Consider the following 19,203-nt stretch of genomic DNA (forward strand, 5'->3'; position numbering starts at 1 on the left):
TCTCGTATCGGCTTCGCCAGGTATCAGGTCGTCAATGGATTCCAAGGATCGTCGTTCCAGTCCCCGCAGGGCCATCAAACTCGCCGCTCAGTTGGTGCTGGACGATGGCACGGTGCTGCCGTGCCAGATCGCAGACTTCTGCGCCGAAGGGCTCTACATCCGCTTTTCCCCGGACTCTGAACGCCGTCTGGAGCAGCAGCTCCAGCGGGGCGACAGCCATGCGGTGGATGTGCGCTTTCGCGCCGCCGATGGCCAGACCCGCCACGAGCTGCGGGTCAATGTCGTGCGTCGTACCTCGGGCGCCGCCGGCGTGGCGTTTGCCAGCGTGAAGCCGGAGGCGGTGGCTGCCATGCTGCAACTGTGTGGTGCCGAACAGGAACAGGAGCGGCCGGCGCTTAACGCCCCCAGCGAGCGGGTCCAGTTTGTGCTTCACCAGTGTGCCCGCTCGGTGGTGCGCTATCTGGAACCGTTGATGCAGGAATGCTTCGGCCAGATGACGGCCAGTTTGCAGGAAGCGGCGCAGCATGCCACCAGCGACCAGCAGGCGAACGACTTCCTCGATGCCTCGGGGCTGTTGGCCGGTCGCCAGAAGGTAATCTGGCACCAGATGAGCCAGGCCCTGTCGTCGCCCCTGAAGCCGGCCGGCAAGAGTGCCGATGGCGGTGAGCTGTCGCTGGTGGAAAAGGGCGAGTTTGAGGACTGGCTGACCCTGCGGGTGATGGTGACCAAGGCTGACACCCAGTACCGTGGCGATCTGCTGCAGCTCAAACTGCGCCTCGACAAGCTCGGTGTCAGTAACGACACCGGCCACCAGAATCCCTTGGGGCCGGCGCTGATCTGCGAGTCTTTCCATGCCGGTCTGGCACTGCTCAAGGCCAGCCGGGCGGTGGAGAAAGTGTGCCTGAAGACCTTCGAAAAGACGGTGCTGAACCGTCTGGCGGCGCTGTATCAGGAACTGAACCAGATTCTCGTTCGTCACGGCATCCTGCCGGATCTGGATCTCAGCAAGTACCTCAGTGAGCGCAAACCGGTCAGTGCCCAGGCTGAGCGCAAGCAACCCGTGGCTCCGCCGATGGCCGAACCCGCTGCAGCGCCGGCCTCGCCATCACCGGCGGATGTCGGGGCGACTCCCAGGCCTCGCGCCGACGCGGCCCAGGCCGGCGCCGCGGGACTGGGGTTCCAGGGTCATTCCCAGGCCGCGCAGTCGGCCTTTGCCACGGTGCGCAACCTGTTGTCTACCCTGCAGGCCAGTCGCCTGGCCCGGGGGGATTCGGACCCGGTAGCGTTTCCACCCAACGCCCGGCCCCTGTCCACCGGGGAGTTCCAGCGTGAACTGCAGCAACTGCAATTGGCCGCTGTCGCCAAGGCGGATGACCACACCCCGTTGAAAGATCGGGTGGTGGCGCGGGTGCGGGACGATGCCGACGGCCGCCTCGATGACGAGCAGCAGGACGCCCTCGATGTGGTGGACCGCTTCTTCAGCAGTATTTCCGAGAGCCCCCGTATCAACGAGGCGGTGCAGCGCCACCTCAAGCAGCTGGAAGTCCCGGTATTGAAGGTGGTTCTGCGTGACCGCTCGTTCTTCGATGACGAAAACAGCCCGGTGCGGGGCGTGCTCAATCGCCTGGCCCAGCTCAGCGTCAAGGGCGGCCGGATTAATCCGGTTACCCAGCGCCGCATCGATGAGCTGGTGCAGCAGATTGCCACCAACTTTGAGCAGGACACCGGGGTGTTCGAGCACGTGGTCCATGAGCTGGACACCCTGATCGAACGTCAGAACCTGGTCTATCGCCGCAACGTCGAGCGGGTCACGGCGGCCTCGGAAGGGGCCCAGAAGGTGGCGGAATCCAAGACCGCGGTGGCCGAGGCGCTGGATCAGCGTCTCGCCGGTCGCCGGGTGCCGAGGGTCATCGTCAGTCTGCTTGATGGAGGCTGGCGTGACCTGCTGTCGCTGACCTGGATTCGCCAGGGCGCCGACAGCCAGTTGTGGGAGGATTACCTGGCGGTGATCGACTTGCTGATTGCCTTCGGCGAAGACCCCGACAGCGACATCAACCTGCCGGAACTGCTGCGGTTGATCCAGGACGGGTTGGCGTCCATCTCCAGCAACCACCTGCCGCCGTCCCAGATCCGGGACCAGCTCAAGCAGTTCCTGGTGCGCAAGCCGGATCAGGACGTGGAATACGTTGACATGCCGGAGGCTGAGAGCAGCCAGGGCGCAGCCGACGATGGCGGCAATGGCGAGCACAGCCTGGTGCGGTGGCTGCATCGGGCCCAGCAGCTGCGCACCGGCGACTGGCTGCGGGACCAGGAAAGCGCGGAGACTGCCCAGTATATTCGTCTGGTCTGGGTGGCCCGGGAATTCAGTCGCTTTGTGTTTGTGAACCACCAGGGTATGCGGGTGGTGGAGCTGGATCTTGAGGAACTGGCCCGCCGTATGAAGGCGGGCAGGATCGTGCCCGACAGCCAGTACGACCGACCGCTGGTGGACGAGAGCATCGATCGCATGGTGCGCAAGGTTTACGATCAACTGTCCTGGGCGTCGACCCACGATGAACTCACCGGCCTGCTGGCCCGGCGTGAGTTTGAGCGCTTGCTGGAACAGCAGTTAGAGCGTCATGAGGACGAACGCTTCCTGGTGCAGCTCGATCTGCGTCAGTTCCGGCTGCTCAATGACACCGCTGGCTACCAGGCCGGGGATGGCGCCCTGAGACAGGTGGCGGAAATCCTCCAGGCCCGGGTGGATGGCGGCATGCCCCTGGCCCGGTTCGGCAGCAACGAGTTCGCCTGGCTGTTGCCAGCGGAGCAGGCCGAGACCGTGACTGAACAGATCATTCGCGACATCGAAGCGCTGGAACTGGTTCACTCTGGTCGTCGCTACCAATTGTCGGCCTGTGCCGGCCTGGCCGCGCCCCTGCCGTCCCTGTCCACCCCCGAGCGCTGGTTACGGGCGGTGGATGATGCCTGTAAGAGTGCCAAGCGGCTGGGGGATGGCCGGCTGGCCTATTACGCGGCGAACGAAACCGAGCAGAACCGCCAGGAACAGATTGCAGCCAAGCTAGCCAGCCTTGGCAACCTGGACGAAGAGCGCATGTTGCTGCGCTGCCAGAAAATCATTCCACTGCACCCCGGTGCCCGCATGGGGGCCCAGTACGAAGTGCTGATCAGCATGTACGACGACGCCGGCAACCTGATTACCGGCAGTGATTTCGTGCGGGCGGCGGAGCGCTACAACCGAATGCAGGCGGTGGACCGCTGGGTGGTCGGCCATATGCTGGACTGGCTGCGGGAGTCGGATGTACGGGCCGAGCAGTTGGGGGGCGTGTGCATCAACCTCTCCGGTTACTCGCTCAATGACGAATCGTTGCTGGAGTTCATCTACGACAAGCTCAGCCAGAAGGATGCGCCAATCGAAAGGCTGTGGTTCGAGATCACCGAGGCGGCTGCGATCAACGATCTGCCCGGCGTGGCCGAGTTCATTCGCGAGATGAAGGAGCTGGGGTGCCGGTTCTGTCTCGGCAATTTCGGCAGTGGTCCCAATTCCTACCAGCTGCTGCGCAGTCTGCCTGTGGATCTGATCAAGCTGGATGGAGCCTTTACCAGTCAGGTCACCAGCAGCCAGACCGATCGCGCCATCGTGGCGTCCATGGTGGAGATGGCCCACTACATGAAGCGGGAAGTCATCGCCACCCAGGTTGAGAGCCGGGAGATCCTGGATGGCCTGCGCCAGCTCGGCGTGGACTATGCCCAGGGCTACGTCATCGAGAAACCACGGCTGCTGGACAGGCTGGGCTGAGGGTATGTCGAGACGTCATCCGATCATTGCGGTGACCGGCTCCTCGGGTGCCGGGACCACCACCACCGGGCAGATCTTCAGCCGACTGTTTGCTGCCGAAGGGATTCATGCGGCGATGGTCAGCGGTGACAGCTTCCACCGCTATAATCGCGAGCAGATGGCCAGGCTGGCGGCCAAGGGCCAGTTTGGTGAGCGCAACCATTTTGCTCTGGCGGCCAACCACATCGACAAGCTTGAGGCGTTGTTTTACGACTACTGCCACACCGGGAACGGCCAGAGCCGGCAATACGTCCACGATGAAGACCGGACGCTGATTGCCAGCGGCCATAAGCCGGGCACGTTTACCCCATGGGAGTCGCTGCCGGCGGACACAGATCTGCTGTTCTACGAGGGACTGCACGGTGGTGTGGTCAGTGACAGCTTCAACACCGCCCAGTATGTTGATCTGCTGATTGGTGTCGTGCCCATCGTCAATCTGGAGTGGATACAGAAGATCCATCGCGATACCTTCAAGCGGGGCTACAGCCAGGACGCGGTGGTGACAACCATCATCAACCGCATGGATGACTACGTTCACGACATCGTGCCGCAGTTTTCTCATACCCATATCAACTTCCAGCGTATCCCGCTGGTGGACACCTCCAATCCCTTTGTGGCCCGGGAGGTGCCCACCGACGATGAGAGCATGATCGTCATCCACTTCCGCGACCCGCTGGATGTGGACTTTCCCTACCTCCTGCAGATGATCGCCGGCAGCAGCGTTTCCCGCCACGACACCCTGGTTATTCCCGGCACCAAGCTGTCCCTGGCCATGGACCTGATCATGCGGCCCATGGTCCAGAAGCTGATGCAGCAGAAGCCGTTTGCCTGAGCATGTTCACGCCGCTTTCACCAGCTGACCGTATTGTCTTTACCGGCGGCCCTGGCTCCGGCAAGACCACCACCCTTGAATACCTCAAACAGCAGGGCTTTGACGGTGCTCCGGAAGTGGGGCGGGCGGTGATTCGACAGCAGCTTGAACAACAGGGGCAGGCCCTGCCGTGGCTGGATCGTGCAGCCTTTCTTGAGGAAATGATCCGGGCGGAAGTGGCTCGCTATGGCGCTTATCTGGCGTGTGCTGATCCGGTGTTTTTTGACCGGGGACTGATCGACTGCCTGGGCTATGCCCGACTCGAAGGGCTGGCGCTTCCTCCCGGTCTTGAAGACCGCTGTCGGTCTCTGCGGTACCACTTGCAGGTGTTCCTGTTTCCACCCTGGCAGGAGATCTTCGTCAACGACGCAGAGCGAAAGCAGAGTTTCGCTGAAGCGGAGCGAACCTGTGAACACATGCTTGCCAACTACCAACAGTACGGCTATCAGGTGATTGAGGTTCCGACCGGCTCCGTTGCCGAGCGGGCATCGTTCATTCTTTCACGGCTTGGTCTTGCTGGATCTGCGGCTATCCCCCCGGGCGGTGCCATCGCGTTTCGCCCGGCCCGGGACAAGGCGTTTGCAGAGGGTCTTAGTCGCGACAATATGGCGAGCTATTACTCTCAAGCCGGGATGAGCTGGGACCCTGAGCAGTTTGAGCGGGACTGGCGGCAACTGGACAACCTTGAGATCACCGCGGCTGGACAGGTTATCGGTGTTATCCAGCTGGGCTGGGACGATCTGGCATGCTACGTCCGGAACCTGCAGGTATGTCCCGGTTGGCAGGGGAAGGGCATTGGAACCCAGACAATCGAACATGTCGTAACCCGGGCCCACAAGGCTGGAATAAAGCGCCTGCGGTTGCGAGTGTTTCCAGGTAATCCGGCTGTGGTGCTGTACCAGCGGCTGGGGTTTCAGACATTGAAAACGGCAGACGGCACCCATTACATGGAGAAGCGGCTGTCAGCCTAGGGAGTTAATCTAGGGTTCCCTAGAAAATCGACCAACCGATCCTCTCACTCAGCATCTCCAGCGCCGCCATACCGGCGAGGGAGTTGCCTGCCTCGTTCAGCTCCGGCGACCACACACAGACGGAAAACTGGCCAGGAACGATGGCCACGATGCCGCCGCCGACACCACTCTTGCCCGGCAGGCCGACCCGATAGGCGAAGTTGCCGGCTTCATCGTACAGCCCGCTGGTGGCCATCAGCGCGTTGATCTTCTTGGTGTCCCCTCGGGCCAGGATCCGGGTGTCGCTGTGGCGACAGAAACCACCGTTGGCGAGGAAGCTGAAAGCCCGGGCCAGGTCGATGCAGGACATTCTCAGTGAGCAGTTGTTGAAGTAATAGCGCAGCACGTCCTCCACGTTGTTGTGGAAGTTGCCAAACGACTGCATCAGGTAGGCCATGGCGGCGTTGCGGGCACGGGTCTCGTACTCCGAATCGGCCACGGCCTGGTCGTAATGCAGTTCGGAGTTGCCGGACAGGCGGCGGACGAACGAGCGCATGGCCTGCTGAGGGGCGGCGATGTGGGCGTAGTTGATGTCGCTGATGACCAGGGCGCCGGCGTTGATGAACGGATTGCGGGGAATGCCGGCCTCATACTCCAGCTGCACCAGGGAGTTGAAGGGTTGCCCGGATGGTTCCTGTCCCACCCGTTGCCAGATGTCTTCCCCGCAGTGCTGCATCGCCAGAATCAGATTGAAGACCTTGGAGATGCTCTGGATCGAGAACGCCTGGTCGGCATCGCCGGCGGTATAGAGATCCCCGTTGTTGCTGTAGATGGCGATACCAAACTGGTCCGGGTTCACACGGCCGAGGGCCGGGATGTAGTTGGCGACCCGGCCCTGCCCAATGAGTGGGCGGACGTGGTGGCAGATGTCGTCGAGCAGGTCTTTCACGGTGTAGTCCGGAGCACGAAAATGGGCGCGCATTATCGGATCTGGAGGATTGCACGTCCATTCGCCGAGAGTCGGGGGGCACGCCAATACCCGGTTTGATCTGCTGGGGAACGACCAGGAATCGCCGTGGAGGTTGTGAAACGCAGGGCGGCGTGTGTGGCTCTGAGCGGATTGCGATCAACGCCGGTTGTTCATAGTCGGGTTAAGTTCAGGTAATATTGCCGCGCATGATAATCATTTGCTTTTGAGTGACCGGAGGGAGCGCTGGTGACGACGATGCTGAACTGGGAGGCGGAGATCGCGGTGCTGTATCAGGAGCATCATGGCTGGTTGCGCAACTGGCTGACTCAGCGACTCTGCTGCCCGGAGACCGCGGCCGAGCTGGCCCAGGACACCTTTATCCGTGTGCTGAGGCAGCGTCCGTGCGAGGAGCTGCGACAGCCCCGGGCCTACCTGGGCCGCATCGCCCGTAACCTGATGGTGGATCTGATCCGTCGACGCCGTCACGAGCAGGCGTATGTGGATTCCCTGACGTTGCAGCCGCCAGTGTTTGAGCGCTCGCCGGAGACCCGGGAGAGTCTCATCGAAACCCTGGTGGCGATCGACAGTCGGTTGGGTGAACTTGGTGCCCGCACCCGGGAGATCTTCCGGTTATCCCGGCTCGAGGGCATGAATTACGTCGCCATCAGCGGTCAGCTCGGGGTGTCGGTCAATACCGTCCGCAAGCACGTCACCCACACGGTCGACGGCTTCCTGCCGTTGCTGGAGGCGTAGTCGCGAGATGGTCGAGAAATAACGCATCGGGCGTTGTTGTTTTTGATTCTCATTCGTCTTTGTTGGTAGCGGCGTTGCGTACACGCTGCCGAACCATCAAAAAGGAATGAGTAATGCTGATACGAAAAACCAAGTGTTCCATGATGTTGTGGGGTCTTGCCACGATCCTGCCTGCCGCCACCCTGTCACCGGTGGCGGTGGCCCAGGGGCCGTCGACATCGGCGTCCCAGCGCGTGGAGCAAACCGTCCGGTTCGCCATCGCCCCGGGGCCTCTGGATGCAGCGCTGAAGCAGTTCCGTGCCCAGGCCGGGGTGGCGGTGTCGTTGCCGGCGAACGCTGCGGAGGTGCATAGCCAGGGGCTGAACGGCGGTTATACCGCAGCGGCAGGGCTGGCCCGATTGCTGGCGGGGACCGGGTTGCAGGCGTTGGCCTCGGCAAACGGAGGCTACTCGGTAGTCCCGGCCGCAAACCATGCCCTGGCGCCGGTGGAGGTGTCGGCAACGGCTCTGGCGATGGCTACGGAACACACCCGCTCCTATACCCTGATCGGAGAGACCGACACCGCAACCGGGCTGGGGCTGACCCTGCGGGAAACGCCGCAGTCGGTGACGGTCATCACCCGCCAGCAGATGGACGATCAGAATGTCCGCACCATCAACGATGCGCTGGAGCAGACGGTGGGCATTTCACGGTCCCAGCATGGGGATGCGGAAACCGGTTACATCACCTACTACTCCCGTGGCTTTGGCATCAACAACTACCAGTTCGATGGCATCAATACCTCGGCCCTGGGCGGGTTCCGGGGGCGCGGTGGTGCGTCGGGTCGCGATATGGCGGTCTATGACCAGATGACGGTGGTGCGAGGAGCGACGGGGCTGCTCAGTGGTGCCGGAGATCCCAGTGCCACCATCAACCTGGTTCGCAAGCGGCCGACCCGGGAGTTCCAGGGACACGCGAGCGTGAAGGCCGGCCGTTGGGACCGCTATCGTGGCGAGGTGGACGTGTCCGGTCCCCTGGCCGGGGACGGCAGTGTGCGTGCGCGAGTGGTCGCCGCCCACACCGACAACCAATCCTGGATGGAGCGGGCCAGCAGTGAGAAAAGCACGCTCTACGGGGTGATAGAGGCGGACCTGTCAGCGGAGACGGTGGTGCGCGGTGGTATCGAACACTTCCGGATGCGCAATCGCCAGACCAGCATGCACGGCTTCCCCTATGCGGACACTGACGGCAACCGAACCCATCTGAGTGGGTTTGATAACCCGTACACCAGATCCTCCTATCTCGACATGGACCACAGCACGTTCTTCGCCAACCTGGATCACCGCTTTCACAATGGCTGGGAAGCCAGGTTGGCGGCGACCCATACCCGCATCGACGGCGATCAACTCTATGGCGTGGCCGCCCACGATATCCAGGCAGAGGACAATTCCTCTGGGGTGACGTTCGGCAAGAGCATCGACAAACCGACCCAGAACACGCTGGACGGCAGCCTGTCGGGCTACTACACCCTGTTTGGCCGGGAGCATGAGTTGGCTGCCGGCTTCAACTGGGCCCGGCTGGAGAAGGATGATCCGGGCTTCCGGCGCCACGTTGTGCCGGTGGACAACATTTACGAGTTCGATGGCAGTACGCCGCACCTGCCGTTTGAGTCCTCTGGCCGCAGCACCTCCAACATTCGCCAGTCCGGGGGCTACGTTACCACCCGGCTGCGCCCGGTGGATGAACTGGCAATCATCCTCGGCGGTCGGGTCAGCAAGTACCGCAATGTGGAAAGTGGTCTGGACGAAAGCGGTCAGTTCACGCCCTACCTGGGCCTGGTCTACGAGTTTGTCCCCAACTGGTCTGCCTACGCGAGCTACACCACCATCTTCAATCCCCAGAGCAATGAGGATGAGGACGGCACCACGCTGGACCCGGAGCAGGGCAAGAACTACGAAGTCGGAGTGAAAACCGAGCTGATGAACGGGCGTCTGAATGCGACGGCTGCGGTATTCCACACCCTCAAGGACAACCTGGCGGTTGCCGATGGCGACAAGCTGACGCCGGACGGTGGTCAGGCCTATGTTGCGGCCAGTGATACCAAGACCAATGGCTGGGAGCTGGAACTGAGCGGCGAGCTGACGCCAGGGTGGCAACTGGCCGGGGGCTTTACCCACGTCATCACCCGGGACGGGGATGACAACCGCCTCAACACCTCCGTGGTGCCGGAGAACCAGTTCAAGCTGTCCACCAGCTACGACTTCAGCCAAACCCTGCAGGGCCTGACTCTGGGTGGTGGTGTGATCTGGCAGAGCAAGGTCTGGGAGAACGGCTCCTACTACAGCGATGCACAAAAGGCCCTATACCGCGAGGACAGTCGTGCGGTGGTGGACCTGATGGCGCGTTATCAGATGCACCCGCAGCTGAGCCTGGCACTGAACCTGGAGAACGCGCTCGACAAGCGCTACCGCACCCAGGTGAGCCAGCACAACATCGGTGCGCCTCGCAACCTGACGGCCACGGTGCGCTACTCGTTCTGACTGGAGATCCCTGGCAGGCGGTCCGTTGACCGCCTGAATGCCGGAACGTGAAAGGGGACGTCATCCGTCCCCTTTGTTCTGCTGCCAACGACGGTATTTCTTCACATACCCATTGATCATCGCCGGATACAGCACAAGGCAGACGGTGGCGAGTACCATCGGCAGGAACCACATCTGATGAAAGCTGTTGATCGTCGCATTCCCAGAGAAATCGCACTTCATCAACCGTACCCCGCACCCGCCTCCCGGACTCCGTGACGGCCACCGGCACGCGCCGATAGCGAGGGCTCGAGCCCGACAACCGGATGGATTCACAATCGGTGATGACGGCCTCTGCTGTCCCTTCGTAGCTCAACGACGCCAGCGTGTCCCGTGACACGTAGTACTGACTAAAGAGTACAGACCAAGGGCCGGCCCCAGAAACAATGCCAGGACCAGTAAGCCCCCAATCAGACCACCAATGATTTTCATCGATTGGCTCCCAGGTGGTATCTATTGATCAGGCTCGAGCCGGATCAGGGTATTCGTCCGGGGTGATCAACAGGCTGTGCCGGCTTTGGCCGTCGCAAAGGTCGTAGAGCATCGACAGCCGGGCTACGGGTAGCCCGCTGTGAAGGCCGAAATGGTGCACCAGGTCCGGTTCCAGCGGTAGGTGAATGTTGGAGCCATCAACGCCAAGCAGGCGCAGTCCGCACCAGGTATGGCGCAGGCCCAGCTGGTCCAGTTCGGTCTGAAGTGCGCTGTTGGGTTGGTTAAGCAGGAAGAGGATCAGGTTGCGGAAGGTCAGACAGCGTTTTCGGGTGAAATCGGTGGCTTTGTGTCGATGGGCCGCGATGAAGTTGGGGCACTCAAGCGGGGTGGTTATTTTATGTGCACTTTTCAGTCAGGATCTGGCTGGAAGAGTCAACCGAGGGGATGGGCTTGGGGCTCAAAATACTGTCTCCCGTGTTTTTTGATTGCCATAAATATATGATATTTATCGTGAAATTTCTTTGATTGATGGCGTTGACCTAAAGGGGCCATGCACTGGAGCATCAGCCTCATGGTCAAGCATGCTGGCGTGACGAGCTGGCAAGTACGCCAGATCTGGAGGACGGCTGATTTGAAGCCGCGCCGGCTCAGAACGTTCAAAATTAGTAACGGTCCAATCTTTGCTGAGCTGAAATAGTGTGACGTTGTAGGCACTTATATGAATCCGCCGGATACCCTGTGGGAAGTTATGGACATTGAGGCATCGATCTCATATTATCGCAAATCTAAATGATCTTCGTTATCAATACGGATTGCGCTATGAAATGGATTAATTTTTTGTTTGCAATAGCTTTCACTTTTAGTTTTGTCTATAAAGCTCATGCGGCTGACCAAAAAGAGTTCGTCTCCTGTAATGGGTGCTCCTACAGTGATATGAAAAGACTCGCTCAATCGCGATCCCGTCCAGCTAATCAGATACCTCTTAATGAAGTTTACACGACGTCTATTACAGTTGCTGATTTTGACAATGGTTCGATTTTTAATTGGGAAGTTAGTTGGGAGTTGATCAGAAAGCCTCCGAGCTTTATGGAGGAAGAGTTGATTATTAGGGAGGTTAAAGAGGTCAGTACGGTGCGAGCGGTTGAGCATAATTTCTATCGGGTGTACGAAGCTAAAGAGGCTATGAAGTCCTCCCGTGTTGAGGTGCCACCATCTGTTGCAGGGAGTGCTTACGATTTGGTTGGGGCGAGCTATTTGCAATTCAATGTTTCCAAGTATATGTATGAAAACTTCTCTTTGATTCAAGAGGTTGGGGTGGGTGCTGGCGCGATAATTCGTATTTTCTTCAATGATAGAATCAATCTGGGAGAACTCTTTGCTACCGCAAGCTTCAGTGATGGTTCTACGGCAACTTTCAGGCTTGTTGGATTTGATGACATTGATCGACCTCAATTTGAGTTTCGCCGTGGTCGGGATGTAGATGGTAACTATATATCAGCGCACTCCTCTGGTTACGTAAGTGGTGCCTACAGCTTCAAAAGAGGGGGTGTTGATGCTCTAAATCGTTTTATCGATGCTGCAATGCGTGTCGGGATTCGGATTGGAGCTCCAAGTGGATCGGTTTCTCTTGGCCCTTTGATGCTATGTAGTGTTGACGATGATCATGGGGACTATTTGTTTAACTATAACTGCGAGTAATTAGAAGGTTTGAATATAAGATTGGTGATCTTGGAGAGCCTGTTTCTGGCCAGTATTTTACTACAAGGGTAATCGATTTGTAGTGCTCTACTAATCCTAGACAGTATTCAGGCAGTCTGAAGCGACGTTTCACCTTTCTAACGCTGCTCAGTGATGTCAAGAAATCAAAGTCGACCGTCCAGACAGTAGTCATCGCCGGCTGCCACTGCGGTCTACAGTGCGGGATCTTGCCGGGCATGAAGCGACAGTGTGGTGGCTACCTGCTCGCGCATCCGGTTCAGGTCCCAGCCTGACCGGGTTTGCCGATCCAAGAGACTGCGAAGGCCATGCAGGACTTGGTAAGCGTAATGGCTCAGCAGCAGGCTCACCTCGTTGCGGGCCATCACGTCCTGAGCGGCGGAGGCGCCGCTCGAACGCTGACTCGTCATTGTCCAGCATGCCATCAAACCATGTGCGGTATTATCCGTAAGTGCTGGACAACGGCCGACTCCGGGGGAGTACAGACACACCCCGTAACCTGTTGGACACGGGGCGCTGTTGGGGGAGCCTGCAGTGGCCAGTCAGGCAGTAAGCTGGCCATTGCGGTAATCCTGTAACGCCTGCTCGATCTCCTCACGGCTGTTCATCACGAACGGGCCGTACTGCACGATGGGCTCGCCGATGGGTTTGCCGGCGATCAGCAGCACTCTGGCTCCGTCGCTGCTGGCGCTGACCGTCAACTGGTCGCCCTCTGTCAGAAGGCTGGCGGCGCTGGTCTGCAGGGCCTCTCCGGCCACCGAAGCCTGGCCCTGGTAAAGGTACACCATGGCATTCAGTGCCAGTTCAACCGGCAGGGTGAGGTTGCCGTTGGGTTCCAGTGTCAGATCCAGGTACAGCGGGCAGGTGCTGCCGCCGACCACCGCGCCCTGATGGCGCTCGCCTGCCAGGGTCAGGCTGCCGGCAATCAGTTTGACGGTGCCGCCGGGCAGCTGCACTGACGGAATCTCGTTCGCCTGAATGTCGCGGTAGCCCGCTGGTTTCATTTTCTCGGCGGCGGGCAGATTGAGCCAGAGCTGGAACCCCCGCATCAGGCCTTCTTCCTGCTGCGGCATCTCCGAGTGGATGATGCCGCGACCGGCGGTCATCCACTGCACGCCACCGGTCTGAAGGTTGCCGCGGTTGCCCAGGTGGTCCTCATGCAGCATGTGGCCCTGGAGCATGTAGGTGACCGTCTCGAAGCCCCGGTGCGGATGCGCCGGAAAGCCAGCGATGTAGTCCGCTGCCTGCTCCGAGCCGAACTCGTCCAGCATCAGGAACGGGTCCATGCGCACCGCCTGACTCTGGCCCAGGGAACGCTTGATGCGTACCCCGGCGCCGTCGGAGGTCGCCAGAGCGGCAATCTGCTGTTTGATGGTGCGTGCGGTCATGATCGGCCTCCCAAGTGTCCCGTCTGATGACCCTCAGGCTGTGAGGGCGTCGATTTCGGTGCCTGCCTGGTCCAGGGCGCTGGTCTTCTGGTCGTCGCCCATGTTCAGGCCCTCGGCGTAGACGAACTCCACGCTGGTCAGGCCCAGAAAGCCCAGGAACGAGCGCAGGAACGGGGTCTGGCTGTCGTTGGCGGTACCGGCGTAGATGCCGCCGCGGGCCGCGAGTACATATACCGGGCGGTCTGCCAGTAGACCCACCGGACCATTCTCGGTGTAACGGAAGGTGATGCCGGCGCGGGCAATGTGGTCAAAGTAGGCCTTCAGCACCGACGGCACACCAAAGTTGTACATCGGCACCCCGAGAATCACCGCGTCGGCCTGCTTCAACTCCTCAATCAGCGCGTCAGAAAATGCCAGGACGTCCGCCTGATCGGCGGTTGGCTCATCTTGGGCAGCCAGGAAGGCGCCAAAACGCTCGGCATCCAGGTGCGGGACCGGATTCTTCGCCAGGTCGCGAATGGTGACGGTGGCGTCGGGATGCTGGCGGGTCAGTTTGTCCAGGGTCTGATTGACCAGTTGGGAGGACTGTCCGTTTTGACCAAAAATACTGGCGGTGATCACAAGGATGTTCTTCATGGCGTTCTGTTCCCCATATCAGTTGGTTCAGAGTATGGGAGTATTAAACGGAGAAACGGCCAGGGAAGAAAACGGAGAGATTTGGAAGGAACGATCAAAAAAACTGATGGACGGTGGCCGCGATGCGACACCACCGTCCTGCGCAGTTATTCCACGTTGCGGGAGTAGAAAATCTCGAGCATTTCCCGCTTCAGGCGCTCTTCGATAGAGCGGGCTTCTGCCGGGTCCAGGTCACTGGCGTTGACGCCGAACACGTAGTTATCCAGATCGAACTCCTTGAGCATCATCTTGGTGTGGAACAGGTTCTCCTGATACACGTTGACGTCAATCATCTGGTAGGCGTTCTGGGTGTCCTCGCTCAGGTAGTTCTGGATCGAGTTGATGTCGTGGTCGATGTAATGCTTGGTGCCATCAACATCGCGGGTAAAGCCCCGAACCCGGTAATCCACCGTTACCACATCCGAATCGAAGCTGTGGATCAGGTAGTTGAGCACTTTCAGTGGCGAGATCAGTCCGCAAGTGGAGACGTCGATGTCGGCGCGGAAGGTGCTGATGCCCTCGTGGGGGTGGCTTTCCGGATAGGTGTGCACGGTGACGTGGCTCTTGTCCAGGTGAGCAACAATGGCATCCGGCAGCGGTCCGGGGGACTCCTCGTTGTAGCTCTCGTCACCGGTGATTTCGTGCTCGGCGATCAGCATGGTGACGGACGCGCCGTGGGGCTCGTAATCCTGGCGGGCGACGTTGAGGATAGTGGCGCCGATGATCTTGACCACATCCGACAGGATCTGGGTCAGCCGCTCGGCGTTGTACATCTCGTCGATGTACTCGATGTAGGCCTGACGTTGCTCTTCGGTCTGCGCGTAACAGATGTCGTAGATGTTGAAACTTAAGGATTTGGTCAGGTTGTTGAAACCGTGCAGCTGGAGTTTGGTTTCCACGTTCAGCCTCCCCAACGTTTGGAGATGAATGATTAGGACGCGCATTTGCACGTCGCCTAGGCCGCCACCGATCACTGACCCGGTTGATCACCTTTTGCGCAGACCGGCGGTGAAGGGTGCGTATTATGCACACCGGGTCAGGCGTTGGATAGAGTCTGGGGCAACATTTTAGCAGCCCCATGACGGGCTGCCGGAGGCTGGCCGGAAAAGCCCTGGCAGCAGGGCCTTTCAGGCACCGGGAAGGTCAGTCGGCGGGCTGGATTTCGTAGCTGTGGCTGATCTCGACACCGGCCTGTTCCAGCATGATCGACGCCGAGCAGTATTTCTCGGCGGACAGGCTGACCGCCCGCTTCACCAGGTTCTCCTTGAGACCCCGCCCGGTGACCACAAAGTGCAGGTGAATGCGGGTGAATACCGACGGCACCGCGTCGGCCCGCTCCGCCTCCAGTTCGGCGCGGCAGTCGGTGACGTCCTGGCGGCTTTTCTGCAGGATGCTCATGACGTCAAAAGAGGAACAGCCGCCCAGGCCCATCAGCAGGATTTCCATCGGTCTTGGTCCGAGGTTCTCGCCGCCGTGGTCCGGTGGTCCGTCCATCTGCACGCTGTGGCCACTGCCACTGGTGGCCTTGAAGCTGGCGTTGCCGGTCCAGTCGATGGTTGCTTTCATCCGCGGATCTCCAGTTGCTGGGGGTAAGCCGGCCGCAGGCAGGACCGGGCTAAAGAGCTGGGATGCTAGCACATCCCCGTGAGGCCAGGCACGGGCAGGGTGGGTGTCAAAACCATGCCCTTTAATGACGCGGTGTCATGAAACTGACGATCGTCGGTTGCCGATCCATGACCATCTTGTTATAAGTTTCCCGCCAAGGCGCCAAAAAGAGTGCCGGGACAGCCGCGGCGCTGAGCGCCCCGTCAGGGGCGGGCGAATGCGGCTCGGGGGAGAACAGTCAACGGCGACAGATCGCCGTCCTACACGTGACGTGTGGCCCTTCCCGTGGCAGCAATGACACATAACCGTTCGGCAGGATCACCGGGTCGCCCAGGGCGTCAGGTGCTCTGCCTTTAAACCCGCACGGAAAGCAGGGTATTAACAACAACGCCGGGACCCGCCAGTATTAAGGAGGCATGACTCACGCTATGGCCACTATCGTCAAGCCGGTTGAGCAGAAGACCAAACACCTGGACTACTTCCTTTCACAGTGCCATCGCAGGCGCTATCCAGCAAAAAGCACCATCATCTATGCCGGTGACAAGAGCGATTCGCTGTTCTACATCGTCAAGGGATCGGTCACCGTCATCATCGAGGATGACGACGGTCGCGAGATGATCATGGCCTACCTCAACGCGGGAGATTTCTTCGGCGAAATGGGGTTGTTCGATAACATGGACTCCCGCAGCGCCTGGGTCAAAGCCAAGAGCGAGTGCGAAGTGGCGGAGATCAGCTACACCAAGTTCCGTGAAATCGCCCAGCAGGACCCGCGGGTGCTCTACTTCATTGGTGAGCAGATGGCGACCCGCCTGCGTCAGACCACCCGCAAGGTGGGTGACCTGGCGTTTCTGGATGTCACCGGCCGGGTGGCGCGGACCCTGCTCGACCTGTGCAAGGAGCCGGATGCCATGACCCACCCGGATGGCATGCAGATCAAGATCACCCGTCAGGAGATCGGCCGCATTGTCGGATGTTCCCGGGAGATGGTGGGCCGGGTTCTGAAAACTCTGGAAGACCAGGGGCTGGTGCAGGTGAAAGGCAAGACCATGGTGGTGTACGGCACCCGCTAGCGGGTTGGCCGTTCGCCGCAGCAGGCGCTGATTGCGGATTGTTAACCCGTCGGCGCTTGCGATTCTGGCGCTTTGTCCCCATATAGTGGGTATCCCAATTCTTGCGCAAAGGGCGCCGCTGCCAGGCTGTCCTCGCTGACCCACCACAGGGAGCCCCAATGAGTTCTATCCTCAAACGATTTCTGCTCGTATCGAGTTTCTATCTGCTGGCACCCACCGCCGGCGCTCTGGACCTGGAAGAAGCCATGTCCAGCGGCGCCCAGGCGCTGTCTACCGCTGCCGAAGTCAGCGGTGAGGCCCAAAGCCTGATTGGCCAGCTCCAGGACCAGCTGGGTGTGACCGAAACCCAGGCCGTCGGCGGCACCGGTGCGTTATTGCGAATGGCCCAGAACCAGCTTGGTGAAAGCACCATGAACGGCGTAACCAGCGAAGTGTCCGGGCTTTCCGGGTTGCTGGGCAAGGGCGGCGATGGCAGTCTGACCGGTGCGCTGCTGTCCAACATCTCCTCCCTCGATGGTGTTCAGCAGGCCTTTGGCGCCATGGGGCTGGACGCGGGCATGGTGCAGCAGTTTGTGCCCATCGTGCTGGGCTTTCTTGGCAACCAGGGCGTAGGCTCGGAGTTGCTGGGCCAGCTGGGCAGTTTGTGGACGCCCAGCGCCGGCTGAATGTTCCGTCTTCCTCGCGGGGCCGCCGGTCAGCGGTCCCCGGATACTCCATCCCGCCGCCAGAGTAGCAGCCGGTTGTTGGCAGGCATGGCGGCATCCTCTTCCAGAACCAACCCCACCCGATGCCCCAGGGCGACCAGGTCGTCCAGATCCCGAATCCCCATGCTGGCCTGGCGCGCTCTCAGGTGCTCATCGAACTGCCGGTTACTGTCGCTGGTATAGCGACCCTGGTAATTGAAGGGACCATAAAGGCAAAACACCCCGGCTTGCGGCAGCAGCTCCGCAACTCCCGCAAACATCGCTTCCACTTCCGGCCAGGCCATGATGTGGGCGGTGTTGGCGGAGTACACCGCGGCGATCGGTCGGGGAATCGCCCAGGGCCGGCGGCCTACGTCCAGCGCCACCGGCTCGGCAAGGTTGTCCAGCCCGGCCTCCTGCAGCCAGGGCCGGCACAAACCGGCGTTGTCCGGATGATCACTGGGTTGCCAGATCAGGTCGGGCAGGGCGGCGGCGAAGTGGACGGCGTGTTGACCGGTACCGGTGCCAATCTCCAGCACCCGGCCCCGCTCGGGCAGCCACTGTGTCAGTTGCGCGAGAATCGGCGACTTGTTGTTCTCACAGGCCTGGGAAAAGGGTTTGTCGGACATGTCCGGAGTCTCTCAGCGATGACGGATGGGGCCCCGAACGGCACCGGCCTGGCTGGCGGCGTCTGCTGCGTCAGCCGCGGAAGGCCCGGTCCAGTTCCAGAACAAAGCGCAGGGGCTGGTCCAGTATAGGGACATGACCACTGTTCTCAAACATCACCAGACGGGCGTTGGGCATCCGTTGCTGCATCTGCGCCTGGCCCTGCCAGGGGTACATGGCTGAGCGACGGCCGGTGATGATGGTGGTGGGCACCTGCAACGACGGCAGCAGTGGCAGGAAGTTGTAGTCCCGCTCGGTGTAGGCCCGCAGGTGCTGGTACAGGGTATACCAGTTATCCACCGGCACCAGACGGTGGGCGGCGGCGGGCCTTTGGGCCAGTTGCCGGGCTCCCCACTGCATCCAGGGCCGGCTCATGGCTTTGGCCAGGAAAGCGCCCAGATGGTTGTAGAAACGGGCCTTTTCGGCGTCGGGAAAGGTGTCGAAGCGCTGGTTCGGGTCCGCCCCGGCAAGAAATTCCAGCGTGGGTTGCCAGCTTGCCATCAGCTCCGGGCCGTCGGCGCCGAACAGTCCCCAGGGCCAATCGGGTCCGTGGGAGACCCGGGGCGCCTGGTCGATGTGCAGGTAGTGGCTGAGACGCTCATCGCCGTACAACTCCATGTATCGCAACACCGTGGTGGCGCCCAGGGAGATGCCGCCAACCCTCAGTGCCTTGCCCTGACCGAAATGCGCCAGCACCGCCTGCAGATCATGAGCGTGGCTGCTGGCCACGCAATCCTCGCTGCAGCTCAGCCGCGACGACCGGCCAAAGCCCCGCAGATCCGGCATCACGAAGCGGTAGCGGTGGGCCAGGGGCAACACCAGTGGCAGCCAGTGACGGCTGTCCATGCCGAATCCATGCAACAACACCACCGTTGGCCCCCGGCCCAGTTCGCGAACGTAGAGGGAGTGATGGTCACGGGTGAGGATGCGGGTCATGGTGGCTCCGTCGTTGATAGGGTAGGTCAGCGGGCGGGCATGGTAGCCCGTGGGCCAGTTCACCGGTTACGGAGAAAGAGGCCAATCGCCTCAGA

At 60.7% G+C, this 19,203-nt stretch carries 16 protein-coding genes and 3 pseudogenes; 9 read left to right on the forward strand and 10 right to left on the reverse strand.

Annotation, left to right across the window (positions count from 1 at the left end):
* Positions 1-34: 34 nt before the first annotated feature.
* The 3 genes from J2887_RS02090 to J2887_RS02100 are packed head-to-tail and all read left to right on the forward strand — an operon-like array spanning position 35 to position 5,677.
* Positions 35-3,796, forward strand: a complete 3,762-nt coding sequence (locus J2887_RS02090) for a DUF1631 family protein (RefSeq protein ID WP_227173805.1) — start codon at positions 35-37, stop codon at positions 3,794-3,796.
* Positions 3,797-3,800: 4 nt separating this feature from the next.
* Positions 3,801-4,667, forward strand: coding sequence for a phosphoribulokinase (locus J2887_RS02095; RefSeq protein ID WP_227173806.1), 867 nt, complete (start codon positions 3,801-3,803; stop codon positions 4,665-4,667).
* Between the two features lie 2 nt (positions 4,668-4,669).
* The gene (locus J2887_RS02100; protein WP_227173807.1) at positions 4,670-5,677 is read left to right on the forward strand and encodes a GNAT family N-acetyltransferase; all 1,008 of its coding nucleotides are present in this window, start codon (positions 4,670-4,672) and stop codon (positions 5,675-5,677) included.
* Between the two features lie 19 nt (positions 5,678-5,696).
* On the opposite strand, the gene glsB is transcribed toward J2887_RS02100, so the two are convergent.
* Positions 5,697-6,638 carry a glutaminase B gene (gene glsB, locus J2887_RS02105; protein ID WP_227173808.1) on the reverse strand — a complete coding sequence of 314 codons (942 nt, stop codon included), beginning with the start codon at positions 6,636-6,638 and terminating at the stop codon, positions 5,697-5,699.
* Positions 6,639-6,881: 243 nt separating this feature from the next.
* On the opposite strand from glsB, the gene J2887_RS02110 reads away from it, so the two are divergent.
* On the forward strand, positions 6,882-7,379 hold the full coding sequence (locus J2887_RS02110; RefSeq protein WP_227176030.1) for a sigma-70 family RNA polymerase sigma factor: 498 nt from the start codon (positions 6,882-6,884) through the stop codon (positions 7,377-7,379).
* Positions 7,380-7,492: 113 nt separating this feature from the next.
* Positions 7,493-9,898, forward strand: a complete 2,406-nt coding sequence (locus J2887_RS02115) for a TonB-dependent siderophore receptor (protein WP_227173809.1) — start codon at positions 7,493-7,495, stop codon at positions 9,896-9,898.
* A 60-nt stretch (positions 9,899-9,958) separates the two neighbouring features.
* Here the strand turns inward: J2887_RS02115 and J2887_RS02120 are convergent, their stop codons facing one another.
* Both J2887_RS02120 and J2887_RS02125 read right to left on the reverse strand, forming a co-directional pair.
* Positions 9,959-10,120, reverse strand: a complete 162-nt coding sequence (locus J2887_RS02120) for a hypothetical protein (protein WP_227173810.1) — start codon at positions 10,118-10,120, stop codon at positions 9,959-9,961.
* A 304-nt stretch (positions 10,121-10,424) separates the two neighbouring features.
* A pseudogene (locus tag J2887_RS02125) lies at positions 10,425-10,781 on the reverse strand (IS4 family transposase); the annotation flags it as partial.
* 126 nt (positions 10,782-10,907) lie between these two features.
* Here J2887_RS02125 and J2887_RS02130 point away from each other — a divergent pair.
* Positions 10,908-11,063 (forward strand): annotated as a pseudogene (locus J2887_RS02130) (IS630 family transposase); the annotation flags it as partial.
* A gap of 125 nt (positions 11,064-11,188) precedes the next feature.
* Positions 11,189-12,067, forward strand: coding sequence for a hypothetical protein (locus tag J2887_RS02135; protein WP_227173811.1), 879 nt, complete (start codon positions 11,189-11,191; stop codon positions 12,065-12,067).
* Positions 12,068-12,294: 227 nt separating this feature from the next.
* Here J2887_RS02135 and J2887_RS02140 read toward each other — a convergent pair.
* The 5 genes and pseudogenes from J2887_RS02140 to J2887_RS02160 form a co-directional block, all read right to left on the reverse strand.
* Positions 12,295-12,489, reverse strand: a pseudogene (locus J2887_RS02140) (hypothetical protein); the annotation flags it as partial.
* A gap of 138 nt (positions 12,490-12,627) precedes the next feature.
* A complete protein-coding gene (locus J2887_RS02145; RefSeq protein ID WP_227173812.1) occupies positions 12,628-13,473 on the reverse strand; it encodes a pirin family protein in 846 nt (281 codons plus the stop codon).
* Between the two features lie 33 nt (positions 13,474-13,506).
* Positions 13,507-14,109 carry an FMN-dependent NADH-azoreductase gene (locus J2887_RS02150; RefSeq protein WP_227173813.1) on the reverse strand — a complete coding sequence of 201 codons (603 nt, stop codon included), beginning with the start codon at positions 14,107-14,109 and terminating at the stop codon, positions 13,507-13,509.
* Between the two features lie 146 nt (positions 14,110-14,255).
* Positions 14,256-15,047: an adenosylmethionine decarboxylase gene (speD, locus tag J2887_RS02155; protein WP_228752834.1), complete on the reverse strand. Its 792-nt coding sequence runs from the start codon at positions 15,045-15,047 to the stop codon at positions 14,256-14,258.
* Positions 15,048-15,291: 244 nt separating this feature from the next.
* Positions 15,292-15,714, reverse strand: coding sequence for an OsmC family protein (locus J2887_RS02160; RefSeq protein WP_227173815.1), 423 nt, complete (start codon positions 15,712-15,714; stop codon positions 15,292-15,294).
* Between the two features lie 467 nt (positions 15,715-16,181).
* Between J2887_RS02160 and crp the strand changes: the two genes are divergently transcribed.
* Both crp and J2887_RS02170 read left to right on the forward strand, forming a co-directional pair.
* Positions 16,182-16,823, forward strand: coding sequence for a cAMP-activated global transcriptional regulator CRP (gene crp / locus J2887_RS02165; RefSeq protein ID WP_091811031.1), 642 nt, complete (start codon positions 16,182-16,184; stop codon positions 16,821-16,823).
* Positions 16,824-16,981: 158 nt separating this feature from the next.
* The gene (locus tag J2887_RS02170; protein ID WP_227173816.1) at positions 16,982-17,488 is read left to right on the forward strand and encodes a DUF2780 domain-containing protein; all 507 of its coding nucleotides are present in this window, start codon (positions 16,982-16,984) and stop codon (positions 17,486-17,488) included.
* Positions 17,489-17,517: 29 nt separating this feature from the next.
* On the opposite strand, the gene J2887_RS02175 is transcribed toward J2887_RS02170, so the two are convergent.
* Together J2887_RS02175 and J2887_RS02180 are read right to left on the reverse strand one after the other, a co-directional pair.
* A complete protein-coding gene (locus tag J2887_RS02175) occupies positions 17,518-18,135 on the reverse strand; it encodes a DUF938 domain-containing protein (protein WP_227173817.1) in 618 nt (205 codons plus the stop codon).
* 70 nt (positions 18,136-18,205) lie between these two features.
* Positions 18,206-19,108, reverse strand: coding sequence for an alpha/beta fold hydrolase (locus J2887_RS02180; protein ID WP_227173818.1), 903 nt, complete (start codon positions 19,106-19,108; stop codon positions 18,206-18,208).
* Positions 19,109-19,203: the final 95 nt, after the last annotated feature.

Origin of the sequence: Marinobacter sp. CA1, from assembly GCF_020546665.1 — a bacterium.
GTDB lineage: Bacteria > Pseudomonadota > Gammaproteobacteria > Pseudomonadales > Oleiphilaceae > Marinobacter > Marinobacter xestospongiae.

Coding starts and splice junctions, on each gene's coding strand:
- J2887_RS02090 (WP_227173805.1), top strand. CDS start 35: ATGGATTCCAAGGATCGTCGTTCCAGTCCCCGCAGGGCCATCAAACTC.
- J2887_RS02095 (WP_227173806.1), top strand. CDS start 3,801: ATGTCGAGACGTCATCCGATCATTGCGGTGACCGGCTCCTCGGGTGCC.
- J2887_RS02100 (WP_227173807.1), top strand. CDS start 4,670: ATGTTCACGCCGCTTTCACCAGCTGACCGTATTGTCTTTACCGGCGGC.
- glsB (WP_227173808.1), bottom strand. CDS start 6,638: ATGCGCGCCCATTTTCGTGCTCCGGACTACACCGTGAAAGACCTGCTC.
- J2887_RS02110 (WP_227176030.1), top strand. CDS start 6,882: ATGCTGAACTGGGAGGCGGAGATCGCGGTGCTGTATCAGGAGCATCAT.
- J2887_RS02115 (WP_227173809.1), top strand. CDS start 7,493: ATGCTGATACGAAAAACCAAGTGTTCCATGATGTTGTGGGGTCTTGCC.
- J2887_RS02120 (WP_227173810.1), bottom strand. CDS start 10,120: ATGAAGTGCGATTTCTCTGGGAATGCGACGATCAACAGCTTTCATCAG.
- J2887_RS02135 (WP_227173811.1), top strand. CDS start 11,189: ATGAAATGGATTAATTTTTTGTTTGCAATAGCTTTCACTTTTAGTTTT.
- J2887_RS02145 (WP_227173812.1), bottom strand. CDS start 13,473: ATGACCGCACGCACCATCAAACAGCAGATTGCCGCTCTGGCGACCTCC.
- J2887_RS02150 (WP_227173813.1), bottom strand. CDS start 14,109: ATGAAGAACATCCTTGTGATCACCGCCAGTATTTTTGGTCAAAACGGA.
- J2887_RS02160 (WP_227173815.1), bottom strand. CDS start 15,714: ATGAAAGCAACCATCGACTGGACCGGCAACGCCAGCTTCAAGGCCACC.
- crp (WP_091811031.1), top strand. CDS start 16,182: ATGGCCACTATCGTCAAGCCGGTTGAGCAGAAGACCAAACACCTGGAC.
- J2887_RS02170 (WP_227173816.1), top strand. CDS start 16,982: ATGAGTTCTATCCTCAAACGATTTCTGCTCGTATCGAGTTTCTATCTG.
- J2887_RS02175 (WP_227173817.1), bottom strand. CDS start 18,135: ATGTCCGACAAACCCTTTTCCCAGGCCTGTGAGAACAACAAGTCGCCG.
- J2887_RS02180 (WP_227173818.1), bottom strand. CDS start 19,108: ATGACCCGCATCCTCACCCGTGACCATCACTCCCTCTACGTTCGCGAA.